Below are 24,725 nucleotides of genomic sequence, written 5' to 3'. Positions count from 1 at the left end.
TTTGCATTCATATGTGCCAAGCACGGACTGGATGCGATATCCCGAACTCAGGCGTCCTTAGCCCGGTAGGCATCCGGAATGACGAAGACTTCGTCTGCGCGACCGTAGCCTCCGTCGGCGACTTCCTCGATCAGCACCATTGTGTAGGGGCGAACGCCTTCGCCGAAATACTCGACGAACATTTGCGTGGTCCTGTGAACGAGTTCTTCCTTCTGTGTCTTCGTTAGAGCGGCTTGCGGTGTCTTGAAGTTGGCAAACGGCATTTTCAGTTTCCTTCAGGTTGAATGCTGCAGGAATGGATATAGCCTGCCACGTTATCCGAATAATCGGCGACATCTTGACAGCAGTATTCGGACGTAGCGAACAATACGCTATGGATCGACTCGACAGGATGCGGCTGTTCGTTCGCGTGGTGGAACGGCGCAATTTCACAGCGGCGGCGGCCGATCTCGGCTTGCCGCGTTCAACCGCGACCGAAGCAATCAAACACCTGGAGGATCATCTCGGGACGAGGCTGTTGGACAGGACCACGCGCCACGTGGCCACGACGCTTGATGGACAGGCCTATTACGAGCGCTGCCTCTCGATCCTGGGTGAAGTGGAGGATGCCGAGGCGGGATTCCGCAGCGCCGAACCGCGCGGCCTGTTGCGCATCGACGCGCATCCGCTGCTCACGCAGAGGTTCCTGTTGCCGGAGTTGCCTGCGTTCCTCGAACGCTATCCCCAGATCGATCTTCATATCGGCCAGGGCGACCGGCTGGTCGATCTGGTACGCGAAGGGGTCGATTGCGTCATCCGTGCGGGCGAACCACAAGACAGTGGCATGATCATGCGACGGCTGGCGATGATCGGCGAAATCACCTGCGCCAGCCCGATCTATCTGAAGCGCCAGGGGATGCCCGCATCGCCTGACGCCCTGGAAGGCCACCAGGCCATCGGTTTCGTCTCCTCGCGCACAGGCGAAGTCCTGCCGCTGGAGTTCACGATCGGCACAAGGGTGCATCGGGTCACGCTGCCGGGCCGGGTGAAGGTCAACAATTCGGACACCGCGGCCGCGCTGGCGCGCCTGGGCTTCGGGCTTCTGCAAGCACCACGCTATCGGCTCGAAAAAGATCTGGCGGACGGGACACTGGTCGAGGTGCTGCAGGATTTTCCCCCGACGCCGACGCCATTATCGGCGCTCTATCCGCAGAACCGGCAGCTTGCTCCCCGGCTACGCGCTTTCCTGGAATGGGCGTCCCGCATCTTCGCCGAGGCGACACTGTGAAGCTCGGATCGGCGTCATCCCCTGCGCCAATCTCAGCTGTTGCGCAAAAAAATCTGGCCTGATGTCACACCAGCCGATCCTGTCTCGTCATGAGAGTGTACCCAACAACAAGGACTGCAATCATGACCGCCAAACTGGACCTCTTCGCCGCTGCCCCTGCGTTGATCAAGCAATGGCAGCGCGCATCGACGGAGCTCTCGATCGCCGCCGGGCTTGAGCACAGCCTCAACGAGCTGGTCAAGCTTCGGGCGTCGCAGATCAATGGCTGCGCCAACTGCATCAATCTGCATGCGACCGAAGCACGCGAGAATGGCGAGACCGAGCAGCGCATCTACCTGCTGCCGGCCTGGCGCGAGGCGCCCTGCTACAGCGACCGCGAACGTGCCGCGCTCGGCTGGACCGATGCGCTCATGCGCCTCTCGGAAGAACAGGACCGCGAACGCGCCTATGATGATCTGAAGGCGCATTTCACTGACGAGGAGCAGGTGAAGCTCACCGTGTTGATCAATATCATCAATGGCTGGAACCGCATCGCCGTCGGCTTCGGGCTTTACACTGATGCAGCAGCGATACGCTCCAGCGCCAAGGCGGCGGCCTGATGACGGAGGCCGCTCCTGAAGATACGGCAGCGGGCTTCGGCCCGCTGCGGCCGAAGCTGATGCGGGTCGCATACCGCATGCTCGGTTCGGTGACCGACGCCGAGGATGTCGTGCAGGAGGCCTTCATTCGCTGGATGGGAACCGACCGGTCGCAGGTGCGCGAGCCCGAAGCGTTCCTGCGCCGTACCGTGACGCGGCTTTGCCTCGACCAGCTCAAATCCGCGCGGCGCCAGCGCGAGACCTATATCGGTCCTTGGCTGCCCGAGCCGATCGTGGAAGAGGACGACCTGGAAGACGTCACCTTGCCGCTGATGCTGGTCCTGGAGCGGCTTTCGCCGCTGGAGCGGGCGGCCTTTCTGCTGCACGATGTGTTCGGGCTGGAATTCGAGGAGGTCGCGACCGCTATCGAGCGCGACGCAGCCGCTTGTCGCCAGCTTGCCGCGCGTGCCCGCGCCCATGTCCGCCAGGCCCGGCCCCGCTTCAAGGTGGAGAAGCAGCGTGGCCTCGAGATCGCCGAGGCTTTCTTTGCGGCCTCGCGCAGCGGCGACATGCAGGCGCTCGGCGCGCTGTTGACGGAAGATGTCAGCGCCCATGCCGATGGCGGTGGCAAGCGTCCGGCAGCCATGCAGCCATTGCTCGGCTTCGATGCCGTCATGAAGCAGTACGAGCAAGTCGCGGTCTGGCTGCGCGAGAACGGCTCGACGCTGGTTCGCGTCGGCTTCATCAACGGATTGCCAGGGTTCATCACGCTGGAAGCCGATGGCGAATTGCAGACGACCGCGCTCGACATTGAGGACGGCAAGATCGCGGCCATCTATGTCATGCGCAACCCAGACAAGCTCCGGCATCTGCACTAGCTTGTAAACTCATAGGCCCTGAATCAGAATCCGGCGCAATGTGAAAGCAGCCAGTCGGCAAACGGCCTCATTCCGGCTATTGGTCATTCGTGCCAACAGGGCAACCAGAGGACAGACAGTCACTGCACATGTGGTCAAACCACTCGGGAGAGCGGCAACTCATGCATAGCGACCAGGTGCGCATCGAAATCGACCTTGCACGAGACCTGATCCGCGATCAGTTCCCTCAGTACGAAGATCAGAAGATCGTGCCGCTCGTAACAGCAGGTACCGTCAACGCAATTTTCCGCATCGGCTCGAAATACGCCGCACGCTTCCCCTTGCGAATGATGGACCAAACCGCATGCACCATCCTGCTGAGGGCGGAAGCGGCTGCGATGAACGAACTGAAGGAATATTGCCCGTTTCCAACTCCTCAACCGATTGGGCTAGGCAGGCCGAGCCCAGCCTACCCCATGCCCTGGCTCGTACAGAGTTGGATAGAGGGCGAAACGGCGACGCCCAACGGGCTGAGCGGCTCAACAGCCTTCTCACTCGATCTTGCCCGTCTCGTGACCTCGCTTCGCAGGGGAGACGTGAAGGGGCGACGTTTCGATGGGCGAGGGCGAGGCGGGAACCTCTCAGATCATGATGATTGGATGGAGGTCTGCTTCTCCAATAGTGAAGACCTTCTCGACGTCGCGCGTCTCCGGCACCTATGGGCTGTCCTACGCAAACTGCCTCCTGCAGGTTCCGAGGTAATGAGCCATAAGGACCTCATCCCGGCAAACCTCTTGGTACAAAGGGAAAGTCTGGTCGGAGTTCTTGACGGTGGCAGCTTCGGCCCAGCCGATCCGGCGCTCGATCTGGTCGTTGCATGGCACCTACTCGACCGTGCCCGTCGGGCAGCCTTTCACGAAGCTATTCAGGCCGGTGAATTGGAATGGAGGCGCGGCGCCGCATGGGCTTTCCAGCAGGCGATGGGTCTCGTTTGGTACTATCGGGTGACCAATCCGACCATGAGTGCTCTGGGGCGAAGCACGATCTCGCGTCTGCTTGAGGATCTCGCGGTCTAGTCCGCGAAATTCGGTTTCAGTAGCCGCATCTGGCCGGTTCGCTCGCCAGCTGACCGACCGCTCCCCACCAATCTCAGTTGTTCGCGTTTATGGGTTCACGGCCTAGTCTAGGATGCCTTCCCACCCTCAGGTGCCTGGATCAGCCTCCGCGCCGCATCTGTTCCTGCGGCAAGGATGCGATCCGACAATTCCGTCCCTGCCACCGCGCGGGCCAGTTGAAGCGTGCCGATGAGGGTCGCAAAGACACCCATGGCGGCGCCTTCCGGATCCCTGGTCTGCGGAAGCGCTGCAGACAACTGGCGCACCAAAACCAGCAAGCGTTCGGTGTAGACTTCGCGCGTTTCGAGCGGCTGACGCGCGAGTTCCGGCAGCAGCGCGGCGGACGCGCAGCCCGTTCCCGGATTATCCCGGTGCTCAGCCGACAGATACGCCGCTATGCCCATCTCCGGACCACCGGCGGCCAATACCTCGTGCAGCTGCTGCGACTGGGTCTCCATGGCCGCAACCAGGCTTTCGCGCACAAGCTCCGCCTTGGATTGGAAATGCGGATAGAAGGCTCCGTTCGTCAGCCCCGCGTCGCCCATGATGGTTGCCAGTCCCGACGCGGCGATGCCGTCACCCCGAAACCGCTGGGCGGCGACCTCCACGATCCGATCGCGGGATGCGTCCTTTCGGCCCTTTTCGTAGCGCATGGCGGCTTTTCCTTTCTGCTATTGCATTATGCTCGTAATGTGATATTATGATCGTAATTCAACCAACGGCAAAAAGCTAGCCCTCATGTCTCCGGAGTATCAAATGAGTACCCTTTCGGGAAGAACCGCGATCGTGACCGGAGCCTCCTCGGGCATCGGCCGCGCCAGCGCCGAGGCCTTGGCGCGGGCAGGATTTGCCGTCTTCGGAACAAGTCGCAGCAAGGCCGGCAACGGCCCGAAGCAGGTGTCCATGCTGACATGCGACGTGACCGATGGTGACGCCGTCGGCGCCCTCGTTTCAACCGTGCTGGCGCAGACCGGCCGGATCGACCTCTTGGTCAACAATGCCGGTGTCGGCCTGCTTGGCGGCGCCGAGGAATCCTCGGTCGCACAGGTGCAGGCCCTGTTCGACGTCAATCTGTTCGGTGTCATCCGCATGACCAATGCTGTGCTGCCGTCGATGCGGCGGCGCGGCGAAGGTCGCATCATCAACATCGGCTCGATTCTGGGATTGGTACCTGCGCCATACGCAGCTCATTATTCGGCAGTCAAGCATGCGCTCGAGGGCTATTCGGAATCGCTCGACCACGAGGTGCGTGCCTTCAATATTCGCGTCTCGGTCATCGAGCCGGCATACGTGCGTACCGTCTTCGACCAGAACGGCATCGAGCCAGATTCCGTATTGAAAGAGTACGATCAGGCCCGAGCCGGGGTCGGCGCGCTGCTTCGCGACGTGATGCCCAAAGCCGATCGGCCGGAAGTGGTGGCGGATGTGGTCGTCAAGGCGGCGACCGATGCCCGTCCGCGACGGCGATATACCGCCGGCAAGGCAGCGCGCCAGGTCAGCATGCTGCGTCGCTTCGCTCCGGCAGAGATGTTCGACAAGACCTTGCGCAAGCAGTTCCGCCTACCGGTCTGAACCACAGCGAGGGAGTTCACGCACATGAGACTGGCAGCCACAACACAATTGGTCAGGCGCCACAGCTCGGAGGTGTCCAACATGGCACATACATTCAATCAGTCGCACTATTCACGGCTATCGTTTCAAGATGCGCCAACGCGCTCTGTGGATGTCGGCGGCACGGCATTTGTTTACCGGGAACTCGGACCCAGGACCGGCGTGCCGGTGATCCTGCTCAATCATCTGGGGGCTCAGCTGGACAACTTTGATCCACGCATCGTCGATGGTCTCGCTGCGACCCGGCGGGTGATTGCCTTCGATAACAGAGGCATCGGTGCTTCGGCTGGCAAAACGCCGTCAACCATCTCCGGGATGGCGCGCGATGCCGTCGCCTTTATCAGGGCGTTGGGGTTCGAAGAAGTAGATCTCTTCGGCTTTTCACTCGGTGGCTTCGTGGCGCAGGAGATTGTGCTGACCGAGCCCAGGCTTGTGCGGAAACTCATCCTGTCCGGCACCGGGCCGGCCGGCGGCCAAGGCATCGACAAGGTGACGCCGCTGACGATCGTGGACATGATCAAGGGCGCGCTGACCTTTCGGGATGCGAAATACTATCTCTTCTTCACAAGGACGGCGAATGGCCGTCGTGCCGCAAACGCATTTCTGGAGCGGCTGAAAGAGCGCAAGAGCAACCGTGACAAGGCGATTTCGCTGCGCGCGTTCGGCGCGCAGCTGAAGGCGATCAAGGCCTATGGGCTGCAAACGCCGCAAGATTTGAGCACCATCCGCATTCCTACTTTTGTTGCGAATGGCGATCAGGACAGGATGGTGCCGAGCGCCAATACCTATGATCTCGCCAGGCGTATCCCGGGCGCACAACTGGTGATCTACCCGGATGCCGGGCATGGCGGGATCTTCCAGAATTACGCCGACTTCGTCCCGAAGGCCCTGTCCTTCCTCGAGGGCTGAGACCTTTCCCACAGGGCGGCTTTGCTGCCGAAAACGCCGGTTTGTTTCATTCAGGAACACCGATAAACACTTTTAGAAAGTCACTGCCATGAAGGCATTCGTTGTCGATAAATATAGCAAGAAGGGCATTCTGCGGCTGGCCGAGATGCCGGAGCCGGAGCTCGGGGACAATGATGTCCTGGTCGAGATCCATGCCGCAGGGGTGAACCTGCTGGATTCCAAAATCAGAACCGGCGAATTCAAGCTCATCCTGCCCTATCGCCGGCCCTTTATCCTGGGCCACGACGTGGCTGGGAGGGTTGTCAGGGTGGGCTCGAAAGTCCGCAAATTCAAACCCGGCGACGCTGTCTATGCGCGGCCGCGCGACGGTCGGATCGGGACATTTGCCGAATTCATCGCAATCGATGAAGCCGATGTGGCCCTGAAGCCCGCAAACCTCAGCATGGAAGAAGCGGCTTCAATCCCTCTGGTGGGTCTGACCGCCTGGCAAGCTCTCATCGAGAGGGCAGGGCTGAAGAAGGGCCAGAAGATCTTCATCCAGGCTGGCTCCGGCGGCGTGGGGACATTCGCCATCCAACTGGCAAAGCATCTCGGCGCGACCGTTGCGACAACGGCGAGCGCGGCGAGTGCCGACCTGGTCAAGGGTCTCGGCGCCGATGTCGTCGTCGACTACAAGAAAGACGACTTCGAGAGCGTCTTATCGGGCTACGACGTCGTCCTGAACAGCCAGGACGCCAAGACGCTTGAAAAATCCCTGAATGTGCTGAAGCCGGGCGGCAAGCTCATCTCCATTTCCGGTCCGCCGGATCCCGAATTTGCCAGGAAGCAGGGACTGAACGTGGTGCTAAGGCTCCTGCTGCGCCTGCTGAGCCGCGGTATCCGGACCAAAGCCAAGCGCCGAGGCGTGGAATTTTCGTTCCTCTTCATGGGGGCGCAAGGTGATCAGCTGAGCAAAATCACGTCCCTCGTCGAAGATGGGGCGATCCGCCCGGTTGTCGACAGGGTCTTTCCCTTTGAAGCGACCAATGAGGCGCTGGCTTACGTCGAAACAGGACGTGCCAAGGGCAAGGTCGTCGTCAACGTCAGATAGCGCACCCACGGAAGCGCCCAAAACCTCAGTTGTTGCGGATTGCCACGAAACTTGCCGCAGCCTTCAGCAGGGCGGCCTGTTCGCCGTAAGGCTCAAGCAATTCATGCGCCTGCTTGACCAGGCCATGGAGCTGGCTGCGGGCCCAATTCGTGCCGTGCAGCGCCACCAGCGTCGCCTTGCCGGCGGCGGCGTCCTTGCCGGTCGCCTTGCCCATCTGGCTGGCATCGGCGGTCAGGTCGAGGAGATCGTCGGCAAGCTGGAAGGCAAGCCCGACCGCCGAGCCGAATTCGGCCAGCCGATCACGGTCCTGCGGGGCGGCGCCGGCAATGATGGCGCCGGCTTCGCAGGCGAAGCGGATCAGCGCGCCGGTCTTCATCGCCTGCAGCCGGATGATGCCGGCCTCATCCGGCCGGCTGCGCTCGGCTTCGAGGTCGAGCGTCTGGCCGCCGACCATGCCACCGGCGCCGGCGGCACGGGCCAGCGCCAGCACCAGGGCTGCCCTGCGCTCCGCCGGCAAGGCCGTCGCCTCATCGGCGAGGATATCGAAGGCAAGCGTCAACAGCGCGTCGCCGGCCAGGATGGCGGTGGCCTCGTCGAAGGCCCTATGCACGGTGGGCTGGCCGCGGCGCAGATCGTCGTCATCCATGGACGGCAGGTCGTCATGGATCAGCGAATAGCAATGCACGCATTCGAGTGCGGCCGCCACGCGGAGTGCCGCCTCGCTATCGGCGCCGAAAAGCGCGGCACTTTCCATGACCAGGAAGGGGCGCAGCCGCTTGCCGCCGTTCAGCACGCCATGCCGCATGGCCGCCATCAGACGCTCCGGCCGGGCGATCTCGCCGGCAAGCGTACGGCCGAGCAACAGCCTGAGCTCGGTCTCGATCGCCGCCGCCCGCACCAAAAGTGCGGCTTCAAAGGCCATGTGCTCGTCTTTCGTCATGGCCGGGAGCGGTAGCCGACACTCAGACGTTGCGCAAGAAGCCTCGCGCCATTATGCCGGAGGCGGGAGAGTGGCGCGGGTGGGCGGCTTGACGGAACCGATCGTCGATCATGAAACCGAAGGGCTGGACATGGCGCGACCGAGGCGCGTGAACCGCGCCGGTCTGAAGCGCATGGCTCGGCGCTGCCTGGTCGTCGTCGCCGTGCTGGCGGCGATACCCATTGTGCTCACGTTCCTTTACCTGCCGTCCTTCGTGCATCCGATATCGACCTTGATGGTGAAGGACCTGGCGACGATTTCCGGCTACGACCGGCGCTGGGTGTCGATCGACGATGTTTCGCCGGTGCTGGCCAATTCGGTGATCATGTCGGAGGACGGGCAGTTCTGCTTCCATCGCGGCGTCGACGTCGGCGAATTGCGCGGCGTCGTCGACGATGCGCTGGCCGGCGAGGCAACGCGCGGCGCCTCGACCATCACCATGCAGACGGTGAAGAACCTTTTCCTGTGGTCACGGCCGCTGGGCTCGGTGCGCAAGGTGGTCGAACTGCCGCTGGCCGTCTATTTCGACGCGGTGATGTCGAAACGGCGGATCATGGAGATCTATCTCAACATCGCCGAGTGGGGACCGGGCATTTACGGCATCGAGGCCGCCGCCCAGCATCATTTCGGCGTTTCGGCAAAACGGCTGTCGCGGCGGCAGGCCGCCCTGCTCGCGGTGTCGCTGCCCAATCCGATCGCCCGCAATCCGGCCAAGCCCGGTCCGGGTCTGCGGCGGCTGGCGTCGCTCATCGAACGCCGCGCCGGTCGTTCCGGGGCCTATGTCGGTTGTCTTGATTAGGATGAACCGCTGCCGGCTCAAAAAAATTCGCCGCAGTGCTGGCCAAAACGGCGCAGGGCGTGTATAGGCACCCGACTTTCTCAGATTATGGCCCTGACGCGGCCCTTTCACGAGGGCTATCGGGGCATTTTGACCATGTAGTGGAGCATATCCATGGCCGTTCCGAAACGAAAAACCTCTCCGTCCAAGCGCGGCATGCGCCGCTCGGCCGACGCTCTCAAAGCCCCGACCTATGTCGAGGACAAGAATTCCGGCGAAATGCGCCGCCCGCACCACATCGACCTGAAGACCGGCATGTATCGCGGCCGCCAGGTTTTGACGCCCAAGGAAAGCTGAGACCAGCTTTTCGACGGTTTGAATTGGCGAAAGACCGGCCAATGGCCGGTCTTTTTGCGTTTGGCGGCCTCCTGGCGTCAAGCCGAGCGCCTTCTATGCCAAAGGCCGGGGTGTCCGTGGCGATACTCGCTGCGACGGCAGTGCTGTATTGGGTCCGCATGCCTTGTCGCGGCGCTTCCGCGCGGCGACCGACCGGTTTTGGAGGACAAGCATGACCAAGCTCACCACAGCACCGCGCGATGTCTTCCAGACCTTCATGAATTTCCCGCTGGTCGAGGATCTCGATGCGCTGAAGGCCGATGTCGCCATCATCGGCATGCCTTACGGCAGTCCCTACACGATCGACGAGCTGATCAACGACCAGACCAACGCGCCGACCGCGGTTCGGCGCGCCTCGCAGCGCATCAGTCTCGGGCTCGACCGTTATGATTTCGACATTGGCGGGACCCTGTTCGACGGACAGGACGTCAAGGTGGTCGATGTCGGCGATGTCCCCGGCGATGCCGCCGGCGGCCACTACGGGCGGGCAGAAGCGGCGATCCGCAAGATCCGCGCAGCCGGCGCCTTGCCGATTACCATCGGCGGCGATCACGGCATTCCGATCCCGATCTTCCGGGCGTTTGATGGCGAAGGGCCGATCACCCTGGTGCAGATCGATGCCCATCTCGACTGGCGCGACAATGTCAACGGCGTCAGGGAAGGCTATTCCAGTCCCATCCGCCGCGCTTCCGAGATGGCGCATATCGCGGAGATTTTCCAGCTCGGCATCCGGGGACAGGGCAGCGCCCGGCTTGAGGAGGTCGAGGCGGCCCGCGCCTACGGCTCCAACATCATCACCGCCGATGAATGGCAGGATATCGGAACGACGGCGCTGCTCAAGCGCATCCAGGATGGCGGCCGCTACTACCTGACCATCGACGCCGACGGTCTCGATCCCGCGGTGATGCCGGCAGTCGAAGGACCGGCGCCTGGCGGCATCAGCTACCGGCAGACGATCGAGTTGATCAAAGGGCTGTTCGCCAAGGGGCGCGTCGTCGGCATGGACATCGTCGAGATCGCGCCGGCGCGCGACGTCAACGAGGTCACATCGATGACCGCCGGCCTTTTCATCCTCAATGCCATCGGCGCTGCCGTGCGCTCCGGGCAGTTCAGGCGCTGAGCCGGGTGACACGGTTGTTGCACCCGGTCTTCGACCGTGTTCACGGCTGTCAGCGAAAAATCTTGACGGCGTGCTTGCGGGGCATTCTACAGAAGGTGCCCCCATTGTTTTACGCAATTCCGGACCGCTCACACTTTCCTGGAATTGCTAGAGGAGACGCCTGATGTTCGGTGCTATCCCGCTGCTGATCGTGCCCTTCGTGGCCTACAATCTCGGACTCCTCGGAATATTCGGCAGCGGCGACGATCCGTGGGCCACCGAAATCTTCTCATTCCGCATGATGTCTGGCGGGGTGTTTTCGATGACGCTCGGCGACCTGATGGTGGTGATCGGGCTGATCTTCCTGTTCCTCGAAATGGTGAAATCGGTGCGCACCACGAACGCCTCGATCATGGACCATCTGTTGTCGACGCTGGTCTTCGTGGCGTTCCTGGTCGAGTTCCTGCTGGTGAAGGGCGCGGCGCACTCCGTCTTCTTCACGCTGATGGTGATCGCGCTGTTCGACGTGCTGGCCGGTTTCTCGGTCTCGATGCGGTCTGCGAGCCGGGATATCAACCTGAACTAGCCGAAGCCTCAGCCCGGGTCGGCGGTGAAGCCGGCGGCCTCGATGCCGGCAATGGCGGCGGCTTCGTCATTGTCCGACGTATCGCCCGAAATGCCGACGGCGCCGATGACGGCGCCTGTATGATCGCGGATCAAAACACCGCCGACGACCGGCAGGACGCGCCCGCCAGAGACGTCGGAAATGCCGGCGACGAGATGCGGCCGCTCCTTGGCGAAGGCCTCGACGCGGCGCGAGCCCATGCCGATGGCTAGCGCGCCATAGGCCTTGCCGGCCGACATTTGCGGGCGCAGGAACGAGGCGCCGTCCTGACGCTGGAAGGCGACGAGGTGAGCGCCGGCATCGAGCACGGAGACGCCGAGCGGCTTCAGCTTCAGCTCGGCGCCCTTGGCGAAAGCGGCGTCGATTATGTGCTTGGCCTTTTCGAGGGTCAGTGCGGTCATGGCTGTCTCCTGTTCAAAACGCGTCAATCATCGGCCTGACACGCGAGATGCGAAATCCCGGTTGCGGTTGAAATTGCTTCGCGTGGGAAAGCGGGATGGCAGGCGGGGGCGTGGCCGATATGCTCAGCCGCTTCCAGTCTGCCATCGACCATGGGAATCGTCAGGCGATTTTTTTCTTGGCCCGCGCCGGCTTCTTGACCGGGGCGGCAGGTGCGTTGGCGAGATCTTCGGCTTCCTTGGCAAGGCGCAATGCCCGGAGCTTGTTGGTCTTGGCCTGGCGGGCGTCGGCCTCGGCGACATACTCCGCCATCGCCTTTTGCCGCACCGTGGCTGCATCTTCCTGCTTCTTGAAACGCATATCTGCCCGGGCGCGGGCAGTATCCTTAGAGTTCTCAACCAAGAGCGTTATCCAATCCCATAAATTATGTTTTTCAGCCCCTTGATAGCAGAGCCGCCCCATAAATGGGAAAATAAGTTGGTCAGGAGGCGGCGGCCTGGCCGGCGCTCGACGCCTTGCGAGCGACCACCGCCTCGTATCCGGCCTGCAATGTGGCGCGGACGGAAGGCCGCCTCGCCGCTGCAACTGGCGTCCCCAGATGGTCGTGGCGCAACTCGTCCATGAACTGCTCCCACATTGGCGGGCCGCCCTTCTCCAGCAGTTCGGCGCGGATCGACAACTCCTCGCTGACTGGCAGCCAGACGCGGCCCCAGGCACCGAGATGCGCCATGATCGGCACCAGCGTGATGGCCATCTCGGTCAGGCTGTAGATCGCCTTCTGCTTGTGCGAGGGATCGTCAGCCTTGGTCAGCATGCCGAGTTCCATCAGCCGCTTCAGCCGGTCGGCCAGGATGTTGGAAGCGATGCCCTCGATCGAGCCGTTGAGCAGCTCGCGAAAGTGGCGTTTGCCACCAAAAATCATGTCGCGCAGGATGATCAGGCTCCAGCGGTCGCCGAATACTTCCAGCGACAGATTGATCGGGCATCCCGAGCGGTGTTCGGTTTTCATCCGACTCTCCCCAAAAAAACCGGTTGCATTGTCGTATCAGTTTTATTATCGTGCAACCGATTGCAAAATGCAATCAGTTTGAAGCTTAAGCGAGGAGATTCCCATGACAAAGGCCGCAGCACCCGAAATCGTCTCCCAGGCGTTTGGCGACCCCCGGGATCCAGCCATGCTGCTGATCACGGGCGCCATGGCCTCGATGCTGTGGTGGCCGGAGGCGCTTTGCAAAAAACTTGCCGGCGAAGGCCGTTTCGTGATCCGCTACGACAACCGCGACACCGGCCTGTCGACCAAATATGCGCCGGGTGAACCGCCCTACACGTTCGACGACATGGCGGACGATGCCGTGCGCGTCCTCGACAGCCACGGCATCGGGAAGGCGCATGTGGTGGGGATGTCGATGGGCGGCATGATCGCGCAACGGCTGGCGCTGAGACACCCCTCGCGTGTCATCACATTGACGGTGATCAGCAGTTCGCCGGTGGGGATCGATACATCGCATCTGCCGGGGACGGCCGAGGCCTATATGGAGCACTCGGCCGACGGCGCCAAGGTCGACTGGTCGAACCGCGAGCAGGTGGTCGGCTTCGTCGTCAAGGACGCCCACGCCATCGCAAGCACCGCGCATCCGTTCGACGAGAAGGCGATGCGGGCATTTATCGAACAGGACTATGACCGATCCGGCGATTTTTTGAGCGCGACCAACCATTTCATGCTGAAAGGCAGCGAGGATCTGAAAGGGCGCCTGCACGAGATCAAGGCCCCGCTGCTCGTCATCCACGGGACGTCAGATCCGATCTTTCCAGTTGAGCATGGCGCGGCCCTCGCCGATGCCATCGCCGGCGCACGGCTTGTCCGCATCGAAGGCGGTGGCCACGAACTGCATCCCCAGGATTGGGACACGATTGCAGCAGCTATCATTGCCCATACCAAGCCCTGACAGAGGCTTGACAGGCTCCTCTGCGGAAAAGCCAGGTGACATTTCGGTGTTGTCAGGCAGTGTCAACGAATTCGAAAACAAGCGAGCAAAGCATGTCCCTGACGTTCCATTTTCATCCGCTGGCTTCGTTCTGCTGGAAGCCGCTGATCGCGTTCTATGAGAACGAGATCCCTTTCACGCCGGTCATCGTCGATCTCGGCGACGAGCAATCGCGCGCGGCGTTCCTGAAAGTGTCTCCGACCGGCAAGATGCCGGCGCTGCGTGACGATGCGCGCAAGCGCACGGTGCTGGAATCGACCATCGTCATCGAATATCTCGCCGCGCACTATCCAGGCCCGGTCGAACTCATCCCCACAGACATCGATCTGGCGCTGGCCGTCCGCCAGGCCGACCGTTTCTATGATTTCTACGTCCAGGCGCCGATGCAAAAGATCGTCGGCGACAGGCTGCGGCCGCAGGACAACACCGATCCGTTCGGGGTCGAGGAGGCGCGCGCGCAACTGCGCAACGCCTACGCGATCGTCGAGGAGGAGATGCGCTCGAAAATCTGGGCGGCCGGCCATAGCTTCACCATGGCCGACTGTGCGGCCTCGCCGGCGCTCTTCTACGCCAACAAGGTCGAGCCGTTCGGCGACAAATATCCGGCCGTGAAACGCTATCACGACCGCCTGCTCAAGCGGCCCTCTTTCGCCAGGGTGATCGAGGAGGCGCAGCCCTTTTTCAAGTTCTTTCCCTACAATAACGGCTGATCTGAACGATCTCGCCTAGGGTGCGATCAGCTTCTCGCGCCCTTCCGGCTCCACCATCTTGAGCCGGGTTTCGGGCCCGTCGGCTTCGAGGATGATATAGCTCACATCATCGCCGCCGACGAAGCTCAACCCGGCGCTGGCGGTCGAGGCGGCGATCTTGACCGAGGGCTGGCCGTTTGGTGGGATCAGCCGAAACAGCACCGTCTCGGCCTCGCCTGCCGCCGCCGGCAGAATGGAAATGCTGGACCGCAGCCGGCCTTCGCCATCAACGATCTCAAGCCCGCTGCCGCGCAGGATGCCTGCGCCGTCTGCTTCGGCCGGCAGAATTTGCATCAGACCGGTTGCTGCGAACAAAATCAAATTGACCGCAGTCACGGCACCAAGAAGCGTTTCGCGTCGCATTGGTTGGTCCTCCTGTCATTAAATCAGGGAGCAAGGACCGGTTGCATTTTCCGCGTTGCGCCCCGCCTATGCTTCCCAGAACTGATCAAGCCAAATATTGAGCTTGAGGAAGCCGGCACTGCTGACCGTATAGACCCGCCTCGTGCCTTCGGCCTTGGCCTGAACCAGACCGGCGTCCAGCAACACTTTCAAATGCTGGGACACGGCCGGGCGAGAGACTGGCAGGCCCGAAGCCAGTTCGTTGACGGTTTTCGGGCCGCGCCGGAGCTCTTCCAAGAGATAGCGCCGGTTGGGATCGGCAATCGCCATGAAGGCGTCAGAAAAGATCATGCCTATACTTGTGGGGCAAAGTTTTTCAAATCTCAACCGTCAGCTTCCGCTTTTCTGAGCCGCAATGCTTCAGGGGTGACCGAGCGGTCGGCCGGCTGGGTCTTGAAGGCATCGCGGTCTTCGATCGGCACCGGCGCGCGGCGGCTGATGCGCAGCAGCGTGTAGGCGGCGAGGCTGAGATGCGCCAGAGCGGTGGCCAGGAACAGGCCTTCGGGGCGGAACCAGCCCATCAGGGCGGCGGCCAGCAAGGGCCCGATCATGGTGCCGAACCCGTACAAAAGCAGCAGGCCGCCCGAGACCTTGACGAAATCCTCGGCGCGCGCGTGGTCGTTGGCATGCGCCACCGCGATCGAATAGAGCGTGTAGGCGAAGGCGCCATAGGCGGCGGTGAGCACAATGACGAGAACCGAGGAGTGCGGTTCGAACAGGAAGATCAGGATGGCGAACAGTGCGGCGCCGAAAGCGGCGCCCGCCAGCACGAAACGACGGTCGGTCTTGTCGGAGAGGCGCCCGGCCGGAAGCTGCATGGCGGCACCGGCAACAACCACAAGGCTCATCATCAACGCAATCTCGGCCGTGGAAATGCCGATGCGCGCGCCATAGACGGCGCCCAGCGTGCCCCAAGCGCCGTTGGCGATACCGACCAACAGGCAGGCGACCGCCGACACCGGTGAGTTGGCATAAAGCCCTTTGACGTCGAGCTTAACGTCCTGCAATGGCTTGGGAGACGAGGCCGATGACACCGCAGTCGGGATCAGCGACAGGCAGAACAATATGCCGGTGATCATGAACAGCGATGCCGATTTGACGTCGCCGCCGGCAACGATCATCTGGCCGCCCATGATCGAGGCATAGGTGACCATCATGTAGAGGCCGAAGACGGTGCCGCGGTTCTCATTGGTGGCCTTTTCGTTCAGCCAGCTTTCGATGACCATGAAGGCGCCGGCCATGGTGAAGCCGGTGAAGGCGCGCAGCAGGATCCAGACATATTCGTCGATGATCAGGCCGGTGAGCAGGGCGACGATAGCGCCCGACGCGGCAAAGGCACCGAACGCCCTGACATGCCCGGCGCGGCGCACCAGGCGCGGTGCGAAGAAGCAGCCGGTGACGAAGCCGCCGGCCCAGGCGGTGCCCATCAGGCCGAGCGATGCGGTGGAAAACCCTTCGATCTGGCCGCGCAAGGGCAGCAGCAGGCCGTGCAATCCCGAAGCCGCGAGCAGGAAAGCAGTGCCGCGAAGCAGCGAGAGGATCGGTCTGTAACTTGCAAACATTGTTTGATCCGGCTGGAGGGGAATGTCATTTCTGAAGACGGGAGCAGCTCTGAAGACAGGCGCATTCGGGCTTTTCGGCGGCGGATGCTCCGATGCCGAAACGAACGCGAAAACTAGCCGCGGCGAAACAGGGCTTCGGCCGCCGATTTGGTGCTGCCCTTGGTCTGCAATTCGGCTTCCAGCCGGGCGATCTCGTCGCGCAGGATGCCGATCCGCTCGTTCAGGTCACCGACCGAAAGCAGCGACAGATCCTGTCCGATTTCATGCGGCCTGGATTTCTTTTTGGGTTCGTCGTCGAAGATCGCCATCGTCGCTCCTCCCTGATTCAGCATTTGGCCGATCCAGCATCGGCCTGATTCAGCATTTGCCTGATCCGGCAATCAGCATACATAGGGCAGGGGTGCTGATGCAAACAGCCGGCAAGAAACTGGCAGCCGGCGACAGACCGGCAGGATCGGGATGGAAAACTTCATGGCGAGCGGACATAAAATTCCGACCAGGATGACGGCCATTGCAATTTCGCAACCGGGCGGACCGCGGGTGCTGAAACCGGAAACGCGCGACGTGCCGGTGCCCGGCCCCGGCGAAATCCTGATCCGGGTGCGTGCGGCCGGCGTCAACCGGCCCGACGTGCAGCAGCGCAAGGGCGCCTATCCGCCACCGCCCGGCGCCTCGGACCTGCCCGGCCTCGAGGCATCGGGCGAAGTGGCAGCCCTTGGCGACGAGATTTCGCGCTGGCGCCTCGGCGACCGGGTCTGCGCGCTGACGCCTGGCGGTGGTTATGCCGAATATGTCAAGGTTCATGCCGGCAGCGTGCTGCCGCTGCCTGCCGGCTTCACCCATACAGAAGCGGCCGCCGTGCCGGAAAACTATTTCACCGTCTGGCACAATGTGTTCGAGCGCGGCGGCCTGAAGAAAGGCGAGACATTGCTCGTGCATGGCGGCTCGTCGGGTATCGGCACCACGGCGATCCAGTTGGCGTCGGCCTTCGGCGCCTATGTCGTAACCACCGCCGGCAGCAAGGAGAAGTGCGACGCCTGCCTGAAGCTCGGCGCCGACCGGGCGATCAACTACCGCGAGGAGGATTTCGTCACCGCGGTCAAGGATGCCACCGGCGGCAAGGGCGCCGACGTCATTCTCGACATGGTCGGCGGCGACTATGTCGCGCGCAACTACGAGGCGGCGGCGGTCGAGGGCCGGATTGTCCAGATCGCCGTCCAGGCCGGCGCGGTGGCGAGCGCCGATTTTTCAAAAATCATGGTCAAGCGGCTGACCCATACCGGCTCGACGCTGCGGCCCCGCACGGTCGAGTTCAAGGCAGCGATAGCTGCGGCGCTCGAAGCGCAGGTGTGGCCGCTGCTCGGCACACGCAAAGTGTCGCCGGTCATGGACATGATCTTCCCGCTGGCCGACGCCTGGCGCGCGCATGAGCGCATGGAAGAGGGCGAGCATATAGGCAAGATCGTTCTCGACGTCGGCTAGGGCATATCGATTTTCAGGTGAGGCCGGTCTGCAAATGATGGCGTCCTGCGCTTCCGGTGCTCACGTACAAAAAGTACGCTCCGCTCCGGTTTCTCGGACGCCACCATTTTCGACTCGGCCTGACCTGAATCTCGACACGCCCTGGGCGTGTATCCGCTGCCAGCAAGATGAACAGAACCTTAATGGTGCAATGCAGCATTTGCATTGCGGCTATGCAAAGACGTCTGTTCAATTCGTGTGCAGCACTGCCTATCTAAGCGTCATCGAAACGATTTGATCCAACAACTGGAGGAATACCATGAACCCGATCCGCGCTTTCCGTAACTGGCGTATGTACAACGAAACCGTGCGCGAGCTGAACAAGCTCAACGCCCGTCAGCTCAGCGACCTCGGCATCAGCCGCGGCGACATCGAGCGGATTGCCCGCAAGGCCATCTAATTCGAAGCATGGCCGGCCGTAAGGCCTGGCCATGTGCTAGAAGCAAGAGCCGCAGCAGACGTTTACCGTCGCCGGTTCCGAGCCCGCTGGACCCTGTCCGGCGGGTTTTGTCGTTTTGGACCCTCTTTTTATGACTCGGCATCAACGATCGCCGAGGCCGAGGCTTTTCCGACCTCCACGCAGTCTGCGTCCGGCGGGCACCCTGCGCCAAAAACATTGCGAAACGGCGGCGGAGCGGTTATACAGGCCGCGAATTTCCCATTTTGGTGGCTCTAAACCACCGCCCGCGCGGGAACGCGGGCGAACGAGAAGGATTTTGGAAATGGCCAATACGCTGCTGATGCCCAAGGCGACCGCCGTCTGGCTGGTCGACAACACCGCGCTCTCCTTCGAGCAGATCGCGCAGTTCTGCGGACTGCATCCGCTCGAGGTCAAGGCGATCGCCGACGGCGAATCGGCGCAAGGCATCAAGGGCATGGACCCGATCATGACGGGACAGCTGACCCGCGACGAGATCGCGCGCGCCGAGAAGGATCCGAACCAGCGCCTGAAACTGTCCGACCCCAAGGTGCGGGTGCCGGAATCCAAGCGCAAAGGTCCGCGCTACACGCCGCTGTCGAAGCGCCAGGACCGACCCAATGCCATCCTGTGGCTGGTGCGCAACCACCCGGAATTGAAGGACGCGCAGATTTCCCGCCTGGTCGGTACGACCAAGTCGACGATCGAACAGATCCGCGAGCGCAAGCACTGGAACTCGGCCAATCTGCAGCCGATGGATCCGGTGACGCTGGGTCTCGCCTCGCAGATCGACCTCGACATGGAAGTCAACCGCGCCTCGCGCGGCCGCGAACACGCGCAGCCGGTCGGTGACACGCTGCTGCCGGCGGCCCTGACCGAGCGGCTGGTGCCGGCGCCGGAGAAGCCGAAGGATGAGGATGCAGAGCTCGACGCCAACGCCGTGTTCGCCAAGCTCTCGGCGCTGAAGTCGAAGGACGGCGACACCAACGACGACGAGTAGGGTTCGCGACGAGTAAGGTTCCCATGCCAATAAAAAGCCCGCTTCGCGCGGGCTTTTTGCTGGTGGCTGCCGTTAGCTCAGCTGCGCGCCGCCCGATCCGGCGTCATGCCGTAATCCTCGGAGCGTTCGACCGCGCGGTAGAAATCGGCAAGCTGCTTGCCGCGCTCCGGCTTGAAGATACGGCCGGCGATGACCACGGAGCCGATGCGGTCGATGCGGAAGGCGCGGAAATCGTCGCGCATCTCGCACCAGGCGACCAGCGTCCATACCTTGCCCCAGAACCATAGGCCGAGCGGACGGATATCGCGCGCGGTGCCGCGACCGGCCTCGTCGCGATAGTCGATGGTCAGCACCTGGCGCTTCTCGACGGCGCGCTCGATCAGGTCGATCGCCTCGCGGGCGGCGTCGCTCACCACCCACATCGGCGTGTGGATCTCGGTGCGGGCGATGCGGTCTTTCTCGGCGTCGGGCAGCACGGCGCCGATCTTGACCAGCGCCTCGTCAGCGGCACGCGCCATGGCCGCACCACCAAAGGCGCGCACCATGCGGGCGCCTGCGACCAGCGCGACGATCTCGTCACGCGTGAACATCAGCGGCGGAAGGTCGAAACCCTCCCTCATCATGTAGCCAACGCCCGCCTCGCCGTCGATCGGCACCCCGGTCGACTGCAGGTCGGCAATGTCGCGGTAGATGGTTCGCTCGGAAACCTCGAGCCAGGTGCCGAGCTTCTGGGCGGTGACCAGCCGGCCACCGCGCAGATGCTGCACGATCTGGAAGAGCCTGTCGGCACGGCGCATCGTATGGTCCCTCGGCTGCTTTGCTATGAATGTCGTGGTCCCCAAACCGGTTCCGGGCGACATCCACTATGGTTTCAATCCTTCGCGCTTGCGCTGCGCGGCGACGAATTCCGCGCCGAAGGACAGTTTCTTCGTCGTCGGCGCGTTGGTGTCGAGCACGCGCCAGAACGGCGCAATCGCTGACAATTCCATGCCGCACTCGAGATCCTCATTGGCGGCTTCTGCAACAGTGCCCAGATGATAGCCGATGGTGACCGGACATGTCACTTGCGCCCCGTGCTCGATGGCGAGAGCGGTGCGCAAGGCGCGGACGTCCATCTCGACGCCGTTGGGTATGGAGCGGATGAAATCATCGACCTGGCGGGCCGTCGGCACCAGCATCGGCTGACCCTCGACGACGTCACCTATCGTGCGCAGCGTCGGTTTCACGCCATTGATGCCCGACGTGTTCAGCCTTTCGTTCCAGCTTTTCACCATTCATGTCTCCTGACACATTTATGTCATGGTGCTCCTGACAGCATTCTGTCAGGAGCCTTCAGCATCGTCGGTAGCGAGCACAAAAAGGTTTGCGCCAGCCCGGGGCATTGCTGGCCGAGTTTCATGTCAATGATCCGGGCGTTGCAGGGGCCGCATCCAAGCATTGTCATGAAAAAAAGCCTCAGACCTCGCGAATGCGGCTGCGACCCTCATACATATCGGGCCAGCCAATGTCCTTGCGGATGTCCGCTGGCAGGGAGTTCAAGAAGCGCTGAGTACGGACTTCATTGCGCATCGTGCGGATCTTGCCGACATAGTGCTGTACGCTGTTCAAAATACCAAAGCTGTTCATGACCGTCTCCTCTTCTCTGATGGAGACACTATCGCACACCCCTCCTGACAGCAGTCTGTCAGGAGCCTGTCAGGTCGCTGAAGAAAGCTGCGAGGTGCGTTGCGAGTGGCTCGGAAACGAGCCTTTTGTCAGGAATGGCTGGATTGGCAAAGACCATGCAAGAAGCGCTTTGACAGCCGTCCGCGATGCTGGTCAAAGGCAGCATGTCGAAACTGCTCGCCCTTGTCATCATCGGCATGATGGCCATCCAGCTGATCAAGCCGCTCGGCTGGCCAGGCTTGAGGCGGCGCGGCGATTTCTGGAAGCTGGCGCTGCTCGCCATGGCTGCCATCGCGCTGGCCGGCGCGCTGGGACACTGGACATAGCACCGCCCTTGCCGAAGCAGGCCAGCTTGTGTCAGGTCGGATCGACCGTGCCCATGGCGATCATGCGAATTGCGGTGAGGCTGGGGACGAAGAAGTAATCGCCACCGCGCGTCGTCACGAATTCAGGCAGGTTCGCCGCGATGAAGGGCGTGGCGTTGGCCGGCCCGGCCGGAATGACGTGCTTGCTGGATTCGGCCCGGTTGCCGGTCAGCGGGCAGGTGTCATTGCCGGCTTCGAAATCCAGGCCGTAGCTCATCCATTGCTGCTGGATGAATTCGAACTGCCGGAAAATGCTTGAACAGATCGCCATCATGATCACGCCCTGTTCGCCATCGGGATCGGCATAGGGCAGCCCGCGGCGCAGGATGCGGCGGCGGTTGGTGAGCGTGCTTGCCCCATGCGTCTCGCTCAGCAGCGGGTCGAGCATGTCGCGCGGATTGGCGCGGCGTATATGGGCGCCGAACGGGCATTTGGCGCCGATCGGGGTCATCGCCGTAACGGAAGCCGGTGAGCAGCCGGGCAAAGGCGGCCAGCCGTTCCTGGTGCCTGGCGTCGTCGCGCGGCTTGCGCAGCGCGGGGTCGATGCAATCGGCCCATTCGGCCATCAGACGCTGGTGATCGGCCCAGCACGGCGCGGCCAGCAGCGGAATGCCGGACCGCCAGCGGCCGACCAGCTTGGCCGAGACGGTCTCATAGGCCTCCACGTCGTCGGCGATGCCGGTAACCTGCTTCCACAGGGCCGCCTGCCGCCGCATCTCGGCCTCGAACCCAGGCACGTCCTGGCGCAGCTTGCGCCAGACCATGAAGGTGCCGTTGCGGGCAAAGCCGGGCGGCTGCGTGGCGACCGGAAATTCCTGGCCCTCGTCGACCTGACCGAGGATGAACTCGCCGGTCTCGAGTGCTTTCCAACTGGTCTTGGGATCGTAGGGGCCTTCAGCGATCTTGCCAGCGCCGATGACGGCGCGCGCCTCTGCGTCGGCCTGGAACTGGCCGCGAAAGACCGGATCGCTGATGCCGTCGGTGAAGCCGAAGGGCTCCTTCGGCTGCGGGATCATCGTGCCGTCAGGACCGGGTTCCATCAGCGCGGCGGAATCCTGCCAAAGGGCTTGTCCGTCAGCTCCGTGCCCTGCGAGCAGAGCAACGCCACTATTGGACTTTGCCACAAGCTCCTGCAGCCATGCGGTCCATTGCCCGAGTTCAGGCAGCGGCGTGCCGTCGGGATTGGCGCCGACATTGAGCGACACCCAGACATGGGCCGGGCGAGTGGTCCCGTCGAGATGCGAGCGCCACACGGGGTCCCAGTGTTTTGGTGCGCTGCCTTCGACGTCGCCGAGGATGTCGGCGCGGCAGCCCATGCCGTCAATGAACTCGTCGGGCAACAATCGCAGCGTGCGGGTCGGCAGATCGAGTGCGCGCAGGCCGAGAAAGGTGAAGCCGATGTTGAGCGTGATCGGCGGCTTGCGCAGCAGTGTGGGTCCAGCGCCACCAGCCTCGGACTTTCCCCATGGCTCGGCCGTGGTGATGCGTGGCCGGATGCCTTGCACGAACAGCCGGCCGGCGGCAGCATCGGCGATGGTGAAAAACAGGTGCCGGCTGTGTGGAAAGCCAAAACGGCCATAGGGGCGATGGATGTTGCCTTGGGTGTCGGGAAGGTCGAGTTCGATCATCGCGCCCACTCCGCCGCCGGCGCCCGGATTTCACCGGCCTGCTGTGTTGGTTCCGCCGGATCGTCCGGCTTACGGCGCCGAGAAAGGCACCGAAGCGGGCGTGAAGTGCTGTGTCGTCAAGGCCCTGCGCCTCGATAGCGAAACGGGTGAAATGCTGCTGGATGAACAGCGACTTCAGGACCGAAGGCAGGTCGGCGCCGGGTGCGGTTGGAAACGGCGTCATGCCCTGTTGGAAGACCTTGCGATACAGGCTCCAGGCCGTGAGCAACGTCACGATGACCAGCAGTGAAACCACGGCGACGCCCCATGTGGCTGCCGTCGCGATCCATTGCGCAAAAGCATTGTGAACGCCGAAGACGGCGAAGATGCTGTGCAGGAGGAGGATCGCCAGCCATATTGCGATCGCGCCTGCCGCGGCGATGCCGACCGGCTTGAGCGCGCCGATCTCCAGCGTCTTGTCTTTGACGTCGAGGCCGTCCGGCCAGTAGTCGTTGAACGGCATCGTCGTCTCGATCTGGCAGCGTTTGATATAGGCGTGAAACCCGTCCGCGGAATCGATGCCGTCGAAGTCGACGCAATGGCCGAAGATGATCACCAGATCGCGTTTCATCGTCGCCCACAATTGATCGGTGTAGGCGCGTAGAGCATCGCCTTCGGCCTGTGCGTCGATATCGGCCGCGAACAGCAGAAAAGGCGTACCCAGCTGATCTACGGGCTGCGGCGCCAGCGGATTGACGGCACGCACGGCGCTGACCAACGCATCGCTCGAAATGCGCCCGTTGAAGGCTGGTTCATGGATGATGACGAACCGGGCGAGGTGGTTCAAAGTGTTGAGTGAGAAGGGCGAGGGCCGCGCATTGGGCGGCGATTCCGCCGTTTGCTTGCCGGTGGCCAGCAACGCCAGCTTCTGCGCCAGCAGTTGACGGTGCGAGCGCGAACGGCCGATCTCGTCGGGGTCGATCATAATGTCGACTCGGATCGGGGCGAGGACCGTCAGGAAATAGTGGCCACCGTCAAGGTTTGGCATTGGCCGCCCCACGCTTCTTTTCGAGCATGTCGATGAATTCGTTCCGCGCCTTGTCGGCCTTGCGCGTCGCTACCGAGGCGATCGGTGCAAAGCCCGGCGATGCCAGCGAATTGGCCACCTTCACAAGCGCTTCCCTGTAGGCCTGCGCAAAGGCCTTCGGGTCGCTGCTGGCGTGGATCCTGGCGAGCTTCAGCACCTCGTTGCGGACACGCAGCGCTGCCTTGATGTCGCGCTGTGCTGCCCCGGGCGTGGCGTTGTAATAGTAGTTGGTATGGATCTGGTTGGCGCCGATATAGTCCTTGAAACTCGAGATCGGGATCGAGTGCGGATATCTGGTGCTGGCATACCAGAACATGTCCAGGCCGCTCGGGATGCCATCGGCGAAGGCGTCGATATACTGATCCCAGGTGCCGTTGAAATTGGACAGGAACAGCATGTAGTCGTTCTGGATGGCCTGCTTGCCCTGGCCGAGATCAGGCCATTGGTCGCGCCGGATGATCACCCAACGCGCGAAATGAATGAGCTTCAGCCCAAGCAAGCCCGACAGCTGCGCAGGCCCGGCGCGCGCCACCATGAAAATCAGGTGCTGGATCCAAGTCCACCGAGGCCGCATCGGTGTCAGCACATTCATTGCATATGCTTTGCCGGCAATGTTCGACATGCCACCCCACACCCCTTGCCCAATGGCAGAATGACCCAG

Annotated in this window: 33 protein-coding genes; 17 read left to right on the top strand and 16 right to left on the bottom strand. The window is 62.5% G+C overall.

Annotated features, from left to right (window positions below; all coding sequences use genetic code 11):
• Positions 1-47 precede the first annotated feature (47 nt).
• A complete protein-coding gene (locus tag ACYHH6_RS01410) occupies positions 48-263 on the bottom strand; it encodes a tautomerase family protein (protein ID WP_112559562.1) in 216 nt (71 codons plus the stop codon).
• Positions 264-373: 110 nt separating this feature from the next.
• Here ACYHH6_RS01410 and ACYHH6_RS01405 point away from each other — a divergent pair, with 110 nt between their 5' ends.
• The 4 genes from ACYHH6_RS01405 (at position 374) to ACYHH6_RS01390 (ending at position 3,778) form a co-directional block, all read left to right on the top strand.
• Positions 374-1,267 carry a LysR family transcriptional regulator gene (locus tag ACYHH6_RS01405; protein WP_192259287.1) on the top strand — a complete coding sequence of 298 codons (894 nt, stop codon included), beginning with the start codon at positions 374-376 and terminating at the stop codon, positions 1,265-1,267.
• Positions 1,268-1,389: 122 nt separating this feature from the next.
• A complete protein-coding gene (locus tag ACYHH6_RS01400) occupies positions 1,390-1,866 on the top strand; it encodes a carboxymuconolactone decarboxylase family protein (protein WP_352591367.1) in 477 nt (158 codons plus the stop codon).
• Positions 1,866-2,723 carry a sigma-70 family RNA polymerase sigma factor gene (locus ACYHH6_RS01395; protein WP_352591364.1) on the top strand — a complete coding sequence of 286 codons (858 nt, stop codon included), beginning with the start codon at positions 1,866-1,868 and terminating at the stop codon, positions 2,721-2,723. The genes ACYHH6_RS01400 and ACYHH6_RS01395 overlap by 1 nt, the downstream gene beginning before the upstream one ends.
• Before the next feature lie 161 nt (positions 2,724-2,884).
• Positions 2,885-3,778 carry an aminoglycoside phosphotransferase family protein gene (locus ACYHH6_RS01390; protein ID WP_352591361.1) on the top strand — a complete coding sequence of 298 codons (894 nt, stop codon included), beginning with the start codon at positions 2,885-2,887 and terminating at the stop codon, positions 3,776-3,778.
• 107 nt (positions 3,779-3,885) lie between these two features.
• Here ACYHH6_RS01390 and ACYHH6_RS01385 read toward each other — a convergent pair whose 3' ends face one another.
• Positions 3,886-4,470, bottom strand: a complete 585-nt coding sequence (locus ACYHH6_RS01385; RefSeq protein ID WP_352591358.1) for a TetR/AcrR family transcriptional regulator — start codon at positions 4,468-4,470, stop codon at positions 3,886-3,888.
• Between the two features lie 103 nt (positions 4,471-4,573).
• Between ACYHH6_RS01385 and ACYHH6_RS01380 the strand changes: the two genes are divergently transcribed.
• The 3 genes from ACYHH6_RS01380 (at position 4,574) to ACYHH6_RS01370 (ending at position 7,427) form a co-directional block, all read left to right on the top strand.
• Entirely contained in the window at positions 4,574-5,389 is an 816-nt protein-coding gene (locus ACYHH6_RS01380; protein WP_352591355.1) for an oxidoreductase, read from the top strand.
• A gap of 81 nt (positions 5,390-5,470) precedes the next feature.
• Positions 5,471-6,337 (top strand): alpha/beta fold hydrolase, encoded by an 867-nt coding sequence (locus ACYHH6_RS01375; RefSeq protein WP_352591451.1) that lies wholly within the window; start codon positions 5,471-5,473, stop codon positions 6,335-6,337.
• Positions 6,338-6,425: 88 nt separating this feature from the next.
• Complete coding sequence (locus ACYHH6_RS01370) at positions 6,426-7,427, top strand: NADP-dependent oxidoreductase (RefSeq protein WP_352591352.1); 1,002 nt, start codon at positions 6,426-6,428, stop codon at positions 7,425-7,427.
• 25 nt (positions 7,428-7,452) lie between these two features.
• On the opposite strand, the gene ACYHH6_RS01365 is transcribed toward ACYHH6_RS01370, so the two are convergent.
• On the bottom strand, positions 7,453-8,367 hold the full coding sequence (locus ACYHH6_RS01365; protein ID WP_352591349.1) for a polyprenyl synthetase family protein: 915 nt from the start codon (positions 8,365-8,367) through the stop codon (positions 7,453-7,455).
• A gap of 79 nt (positions 8,368-8,446) precedes the next feature.
• On the opposite strand from ACYHH6_RS01365, the gene ACYHH6_RS01360 reads away from it, so the two are divergent.
• The 4 genes from ACYHH6_RS01360 to ACYHH6_RS01345 all read left to right on the top strand — a co-directional run bounded on the left by ACYHH6_RS01360 (position 8,447) and on the right by ACYHH6_RS01345 (position 11,265).
• On the top strand, positions 8,447-9,205 hold the full coding sequence (locus ACYHH6_RS01360; protein WP_352591346.1) for a biosynthetic peptidoglycan transglycosylase: 759 nt from the start codon (positions 8,447-8,449) through the stop codon (positions 9,203-9,205).
• A gap of 153 nt (positions 9,206-9,358) precedes the next feature.
• Positions 9,359-9,541 carry a 50S ribosomal protein L32 gene (gene rpmF / locus ACYHH6_RS01355; protein ID WP_008834724.1) on the top strand — a complete coding sequence of 61 codons (183 nt, stop codon included), beginning with the start codon at positions 9,359-9,361 and terminating at the stop codon, positions 9,539-9,541.
• Between the two features lie 211 nt (positions 9,542-9,752).
• Complete coding sequence (locus tag ACYHH6_RS01350; protein WP_352591343.1) at positions 9,753-10,700, top strand: agmatinase; 948 nt, start codon at positions 9,753-9,755, stop codon at positions 10,698-10,700.
• A 163-nt stretch (positions 10,701-10,863) separates the two neighbouring features.
• The gene (locus tag ACYHH6_RS01345) at positions 10,864-11,265 is read left to right on the top strand and encodes a hypothetical protein (protein ID WP_142869343.1); all 402 of its coding nucleotides are present in this window, start codon (positions 10,864-10,866) and stop codon (positions 11,263-11,265) included.
• 8 nt (positions 11,266-11,273) lie between these two features.
• On the opposite strand, the gene ACYHH6_RS01340 is transcribed toward ACYHH6_RS01345, so the two are convergent.
• From ACYHH6_RS01340 to ACYHH6_RS01330, 3 genes are all read right to left on the bottom strand, one after another.
• A complete protein-coding gene (locus ACYHH6_RS01340) occupies positions 11,274-11,705 on the bottom strand; it encodes a GlcG/HbpS family heme-binding protein (RefSeq protein WP_112559550.1) in 432 nt (143 codons plus the stop codon).
• A 160-nt stretch (positions 11,706-11,865) separates the two neighbouring features.
• A complete protein-coding gene (locus ACYHH6_RS01335; RefSeq protein WP_352556605.1) occupies positions 11,866-12,105 on the bottom strand; it encodes a hypothetical protein in 240 nt (79 codons plus the stop codon).
• Between the two features lie 79 nt (positions 12,106-12,184).
• Entirely contained in the window at positions 12,185-12,712 is a 528-nt protein-coding gene (locus ACYHH6_RS01330; protein WP_352591340.1) for a winged helix-turn-helix transcriptional regulator, read from the bottom strand.
• A 103-nt stretch (positions 12,713-12,815) separates the two neighbouring features.
• On the opposite strand from ACYHH6_RS01330, the gene ACYHH6_RS01325 reads away from it, so the two are divergent.
• Positions 12,816-13,649 (top strand): alpha/beta fold hydrolase, encoded by an 834-nt coding sequence (locus tag ACYHH6_RS01325; protein ID WP_352591337.1) that lies wholly within the window; start codon positions 12,816-12,818, stop codon positions 13,647-13,649.
• 92 nt (positions 13,650-13,741) lie between these two features.
• A complete protein-coding gene (locus ACYHH6_RS01320) occupies positions 13,742-14,398 on the top strand; it encodes a glutathione S-transferase family protein (RefSeq protein ID WP_352591334.1) in 657 nt (218 codons plus the stop codon).
• A 15-nt stretch (positions 14,399-14,413) separates the two neighbouring features.
• Here ACYHH6_RS01320 and ACYHH6_RS01315 read toward each other — a convergent pair whose 3' ends face one another.
• From ACYHH6_RS01315 to ACYHH6_RS01300, 4 genes are all read right to left on the bottom strand, one after another.
• Positions 14,414-14,800: a hypothetical protein gene (locus ACYHH6_RS01315; protein WP_352591331.1), complete on the bottom strand. Its 387-nt coding sequence runs from the start codon at positions 14,798-14,800 to the stop codon at positions 14,414-14,416.
• A gap of 66 nt (positions 14,801-14,866) precedes the next feature.
• Entirely contained in the window at positions 14,867-15,130 is a 264-nt protein-coding gene (locus ACYHH6_RS01310) for an ArsR/SmtB family transcription factor (protein ID WP_023706277.1), read from the bottom strand.
• Between the two features lie 32 nt (positions 15,131-15,162).
• Complete coding sequence (locus ACYHH6_RS01305; protein WP_352591448.1) at positions 15,163-16,548, bottom strand: MFS transporter; 1,386 nt, start codon at positions 16,546-16,548, stop codon at positions 15,163-15,165.
• Positions 16,515-16,709, bottom strand: coding sequence for a DUF1192 domain-containing protein (locus ACYHH6_RS01300; RefSeq protein WP_352591445.1), 195 nt, complete (start codon positions 16,707-16,709; stop codon positions 16,515-16,517). The genes ACYHH6_RS01305 and ACYHH6_RS01300 overlap by 34 nt, the downstream gene beginning before the upstream one ends.
• A gap of 163 nt (positions 16,710-16,872) precedes the next feature.
• On the opposite strand from ACYHH6_RS01300, the gene ACYHH6_RS01295 reads away from it, so the two are divergent.
• From ACYHH6_RS01295 to ACYHH6_RS01285, 3 genes are all read left to right on the top strand, one after another.
• Positions 16,873-17,883 carry an NAD(P)H-quinone oxidoreductase gene (locus tag ACYHH6_RS01295; RefSeq protein ID WP_112559802.1) on the top strand — a complete coding sequence of 337 codons (1,011 nt, stop codon included), beginning with the start codon at positions 16,873-16,875 and terminating at the stop codon, positions 17,881-17,883.
• A 298-nt stretch (positions 17,884-18,181) separates the two neighbouring features.
• On the top strand, positions 18,182-18,322 hold the full coding sequence (locus ACYHH6_RS01290) for a DUF1127 domain-containing protein (RefSeq protein ID WP_023670143.1): 141 nt from the start codon (positions 18,182-18,184) through the stop codon (positions 18,320-18,322).
• 322 nt (positions 18,323-18,644) lie between these two features.
• Complete coding sequence (locus tag ACYHH6_RS01285; RefSeq protein ID WP_352591326.1) at positions 18,645-19,340, top strand: DUF1013 domain-containing protein; 696 nt, start codon at positions 18,645-18,647, stop codon at positions 19,338-19,340.
• A gap of 77 nt (positions 19,341-19,417) precedes the next feature.
• Here ACYHH6_RS01285 and ACYHH6_RS01280 read toward each other — a convergent pair whose 3' ends face one another.
• The 3 genes from ACYHH6_RS01280 to ACYHH6_RS01270 all read right to left on the bottom strand — a co-directional run bounded on the left by ACYHH6_RS01280 (position 19,418) and on the right by ACYHH6_RS01270 (position 20,966).
• Positions 19,418-20,137 (bottom strand): helix-turn-helix transcriptional regulator, encoded by a 720-nt coding sequence (locus tag ACYHH6_RS01280; RefSeq protein WP_192259305.1) that lies wholly within the window; start codon positions 20,135-20,137, stop codon positions 19,418-19,420.
• 66 nt (positions 20,138-20,203) lie between these two features.
• On the bottom strand, positions 20,204-20,614 hold the full coding sequence (locus tag ACYHH6_RS01275; RefSeq protein ID WP_352591323.1) for a hypothetical protein: 411 nt from the start codon (positions 20,612-20,614) through the stop codon (positions 20,204-20,206).
• A 181-nt stretch (positions 20,615-20,795) separates the two neighbouring features.
• Positions 20,796-20,966, bottom strand: coding sequence for a hypothetical protein (locus tag ACYHH6_RS01270; RefSeq protein ID WP_112559800.1), 171 nt, complete (start codon positions 20,964-20,966; stop codon positions 20,796-20,798).
• A 185-nt stretch (positions 20,967-21,151) separates the two neighbouring features.
• Here ACYHH6_RS01270 and ACYHH6_RS01265 point away from each other — a divergent pair, with 185 nt between their 5' ends.
• Positions 21,152-21,331, top strand: coding sequence for a hypothetical protein (locus ACYHH6_RS01265; RefSeq protein WP_185970474.1), 180 nt, complete (start codon positions 21,152-21,154; stop codon positions 21,329-21,331).
• Between the two features lie 31 nt (positions 21,332-21,362).
• On the opposite strand, the gene ACYHH6_RS01260 is transcribed toward ACYHH6_RS01265, so the two are convergent.
• The 3 genes from ACYHH6_RS01260 to ACYHH6_RS01250 all read right to left on the bottom strand — a co-directional run bounded on the left by ACYHH6_RS01260 (position 21,363) and on the right by ACYHH6_RS01250 (position 24,686).
• A complete protein-coding gene (locus ACYHH6_RS01260; RefSeq protein ID WP_352591320.1) occupies positions 21,363-21,587 on the bottom strand; it encodes a hypothetical protein in 225 nt (74 codons plus the stop codon).
• Entirely contained in the window at positions 21,553-22,998 is a 1,446-nt protein-coding gene (locus tag ACYHH6_RS01255; RefSeq protein WP_352591317.1) for a hypothetical protein, read from the bottom strand. The genes ACYHH6_RS01260 and ACYHH6_RS01255 overlap by 35 nt, the downstream gene beginning before the upstream one ends.
• Positions 22,999-24,011: 1,013 nt before the next feature.
• Positions 24,012-24,686 (bottom strand): hypothetical protein, encoded by a 675-nt coding sequence (locus ACYHH6_RS01250; protein ID WP_352591314.1) that lies wholly within the window; start codon positions 24,684-24,686, stop codon positions 24,012-24,014.
• Positions 24,687-24,725: the final 39 nt, after the last annotated feature.

It is taken from the genome of Mesorhizobium sp. P171375 (assembly GCF_057786075.1).
Note: the sequence above shows the minus strand (reverse complement) of the source record. Positions and strands in the feature narration are given on the sequence as shown.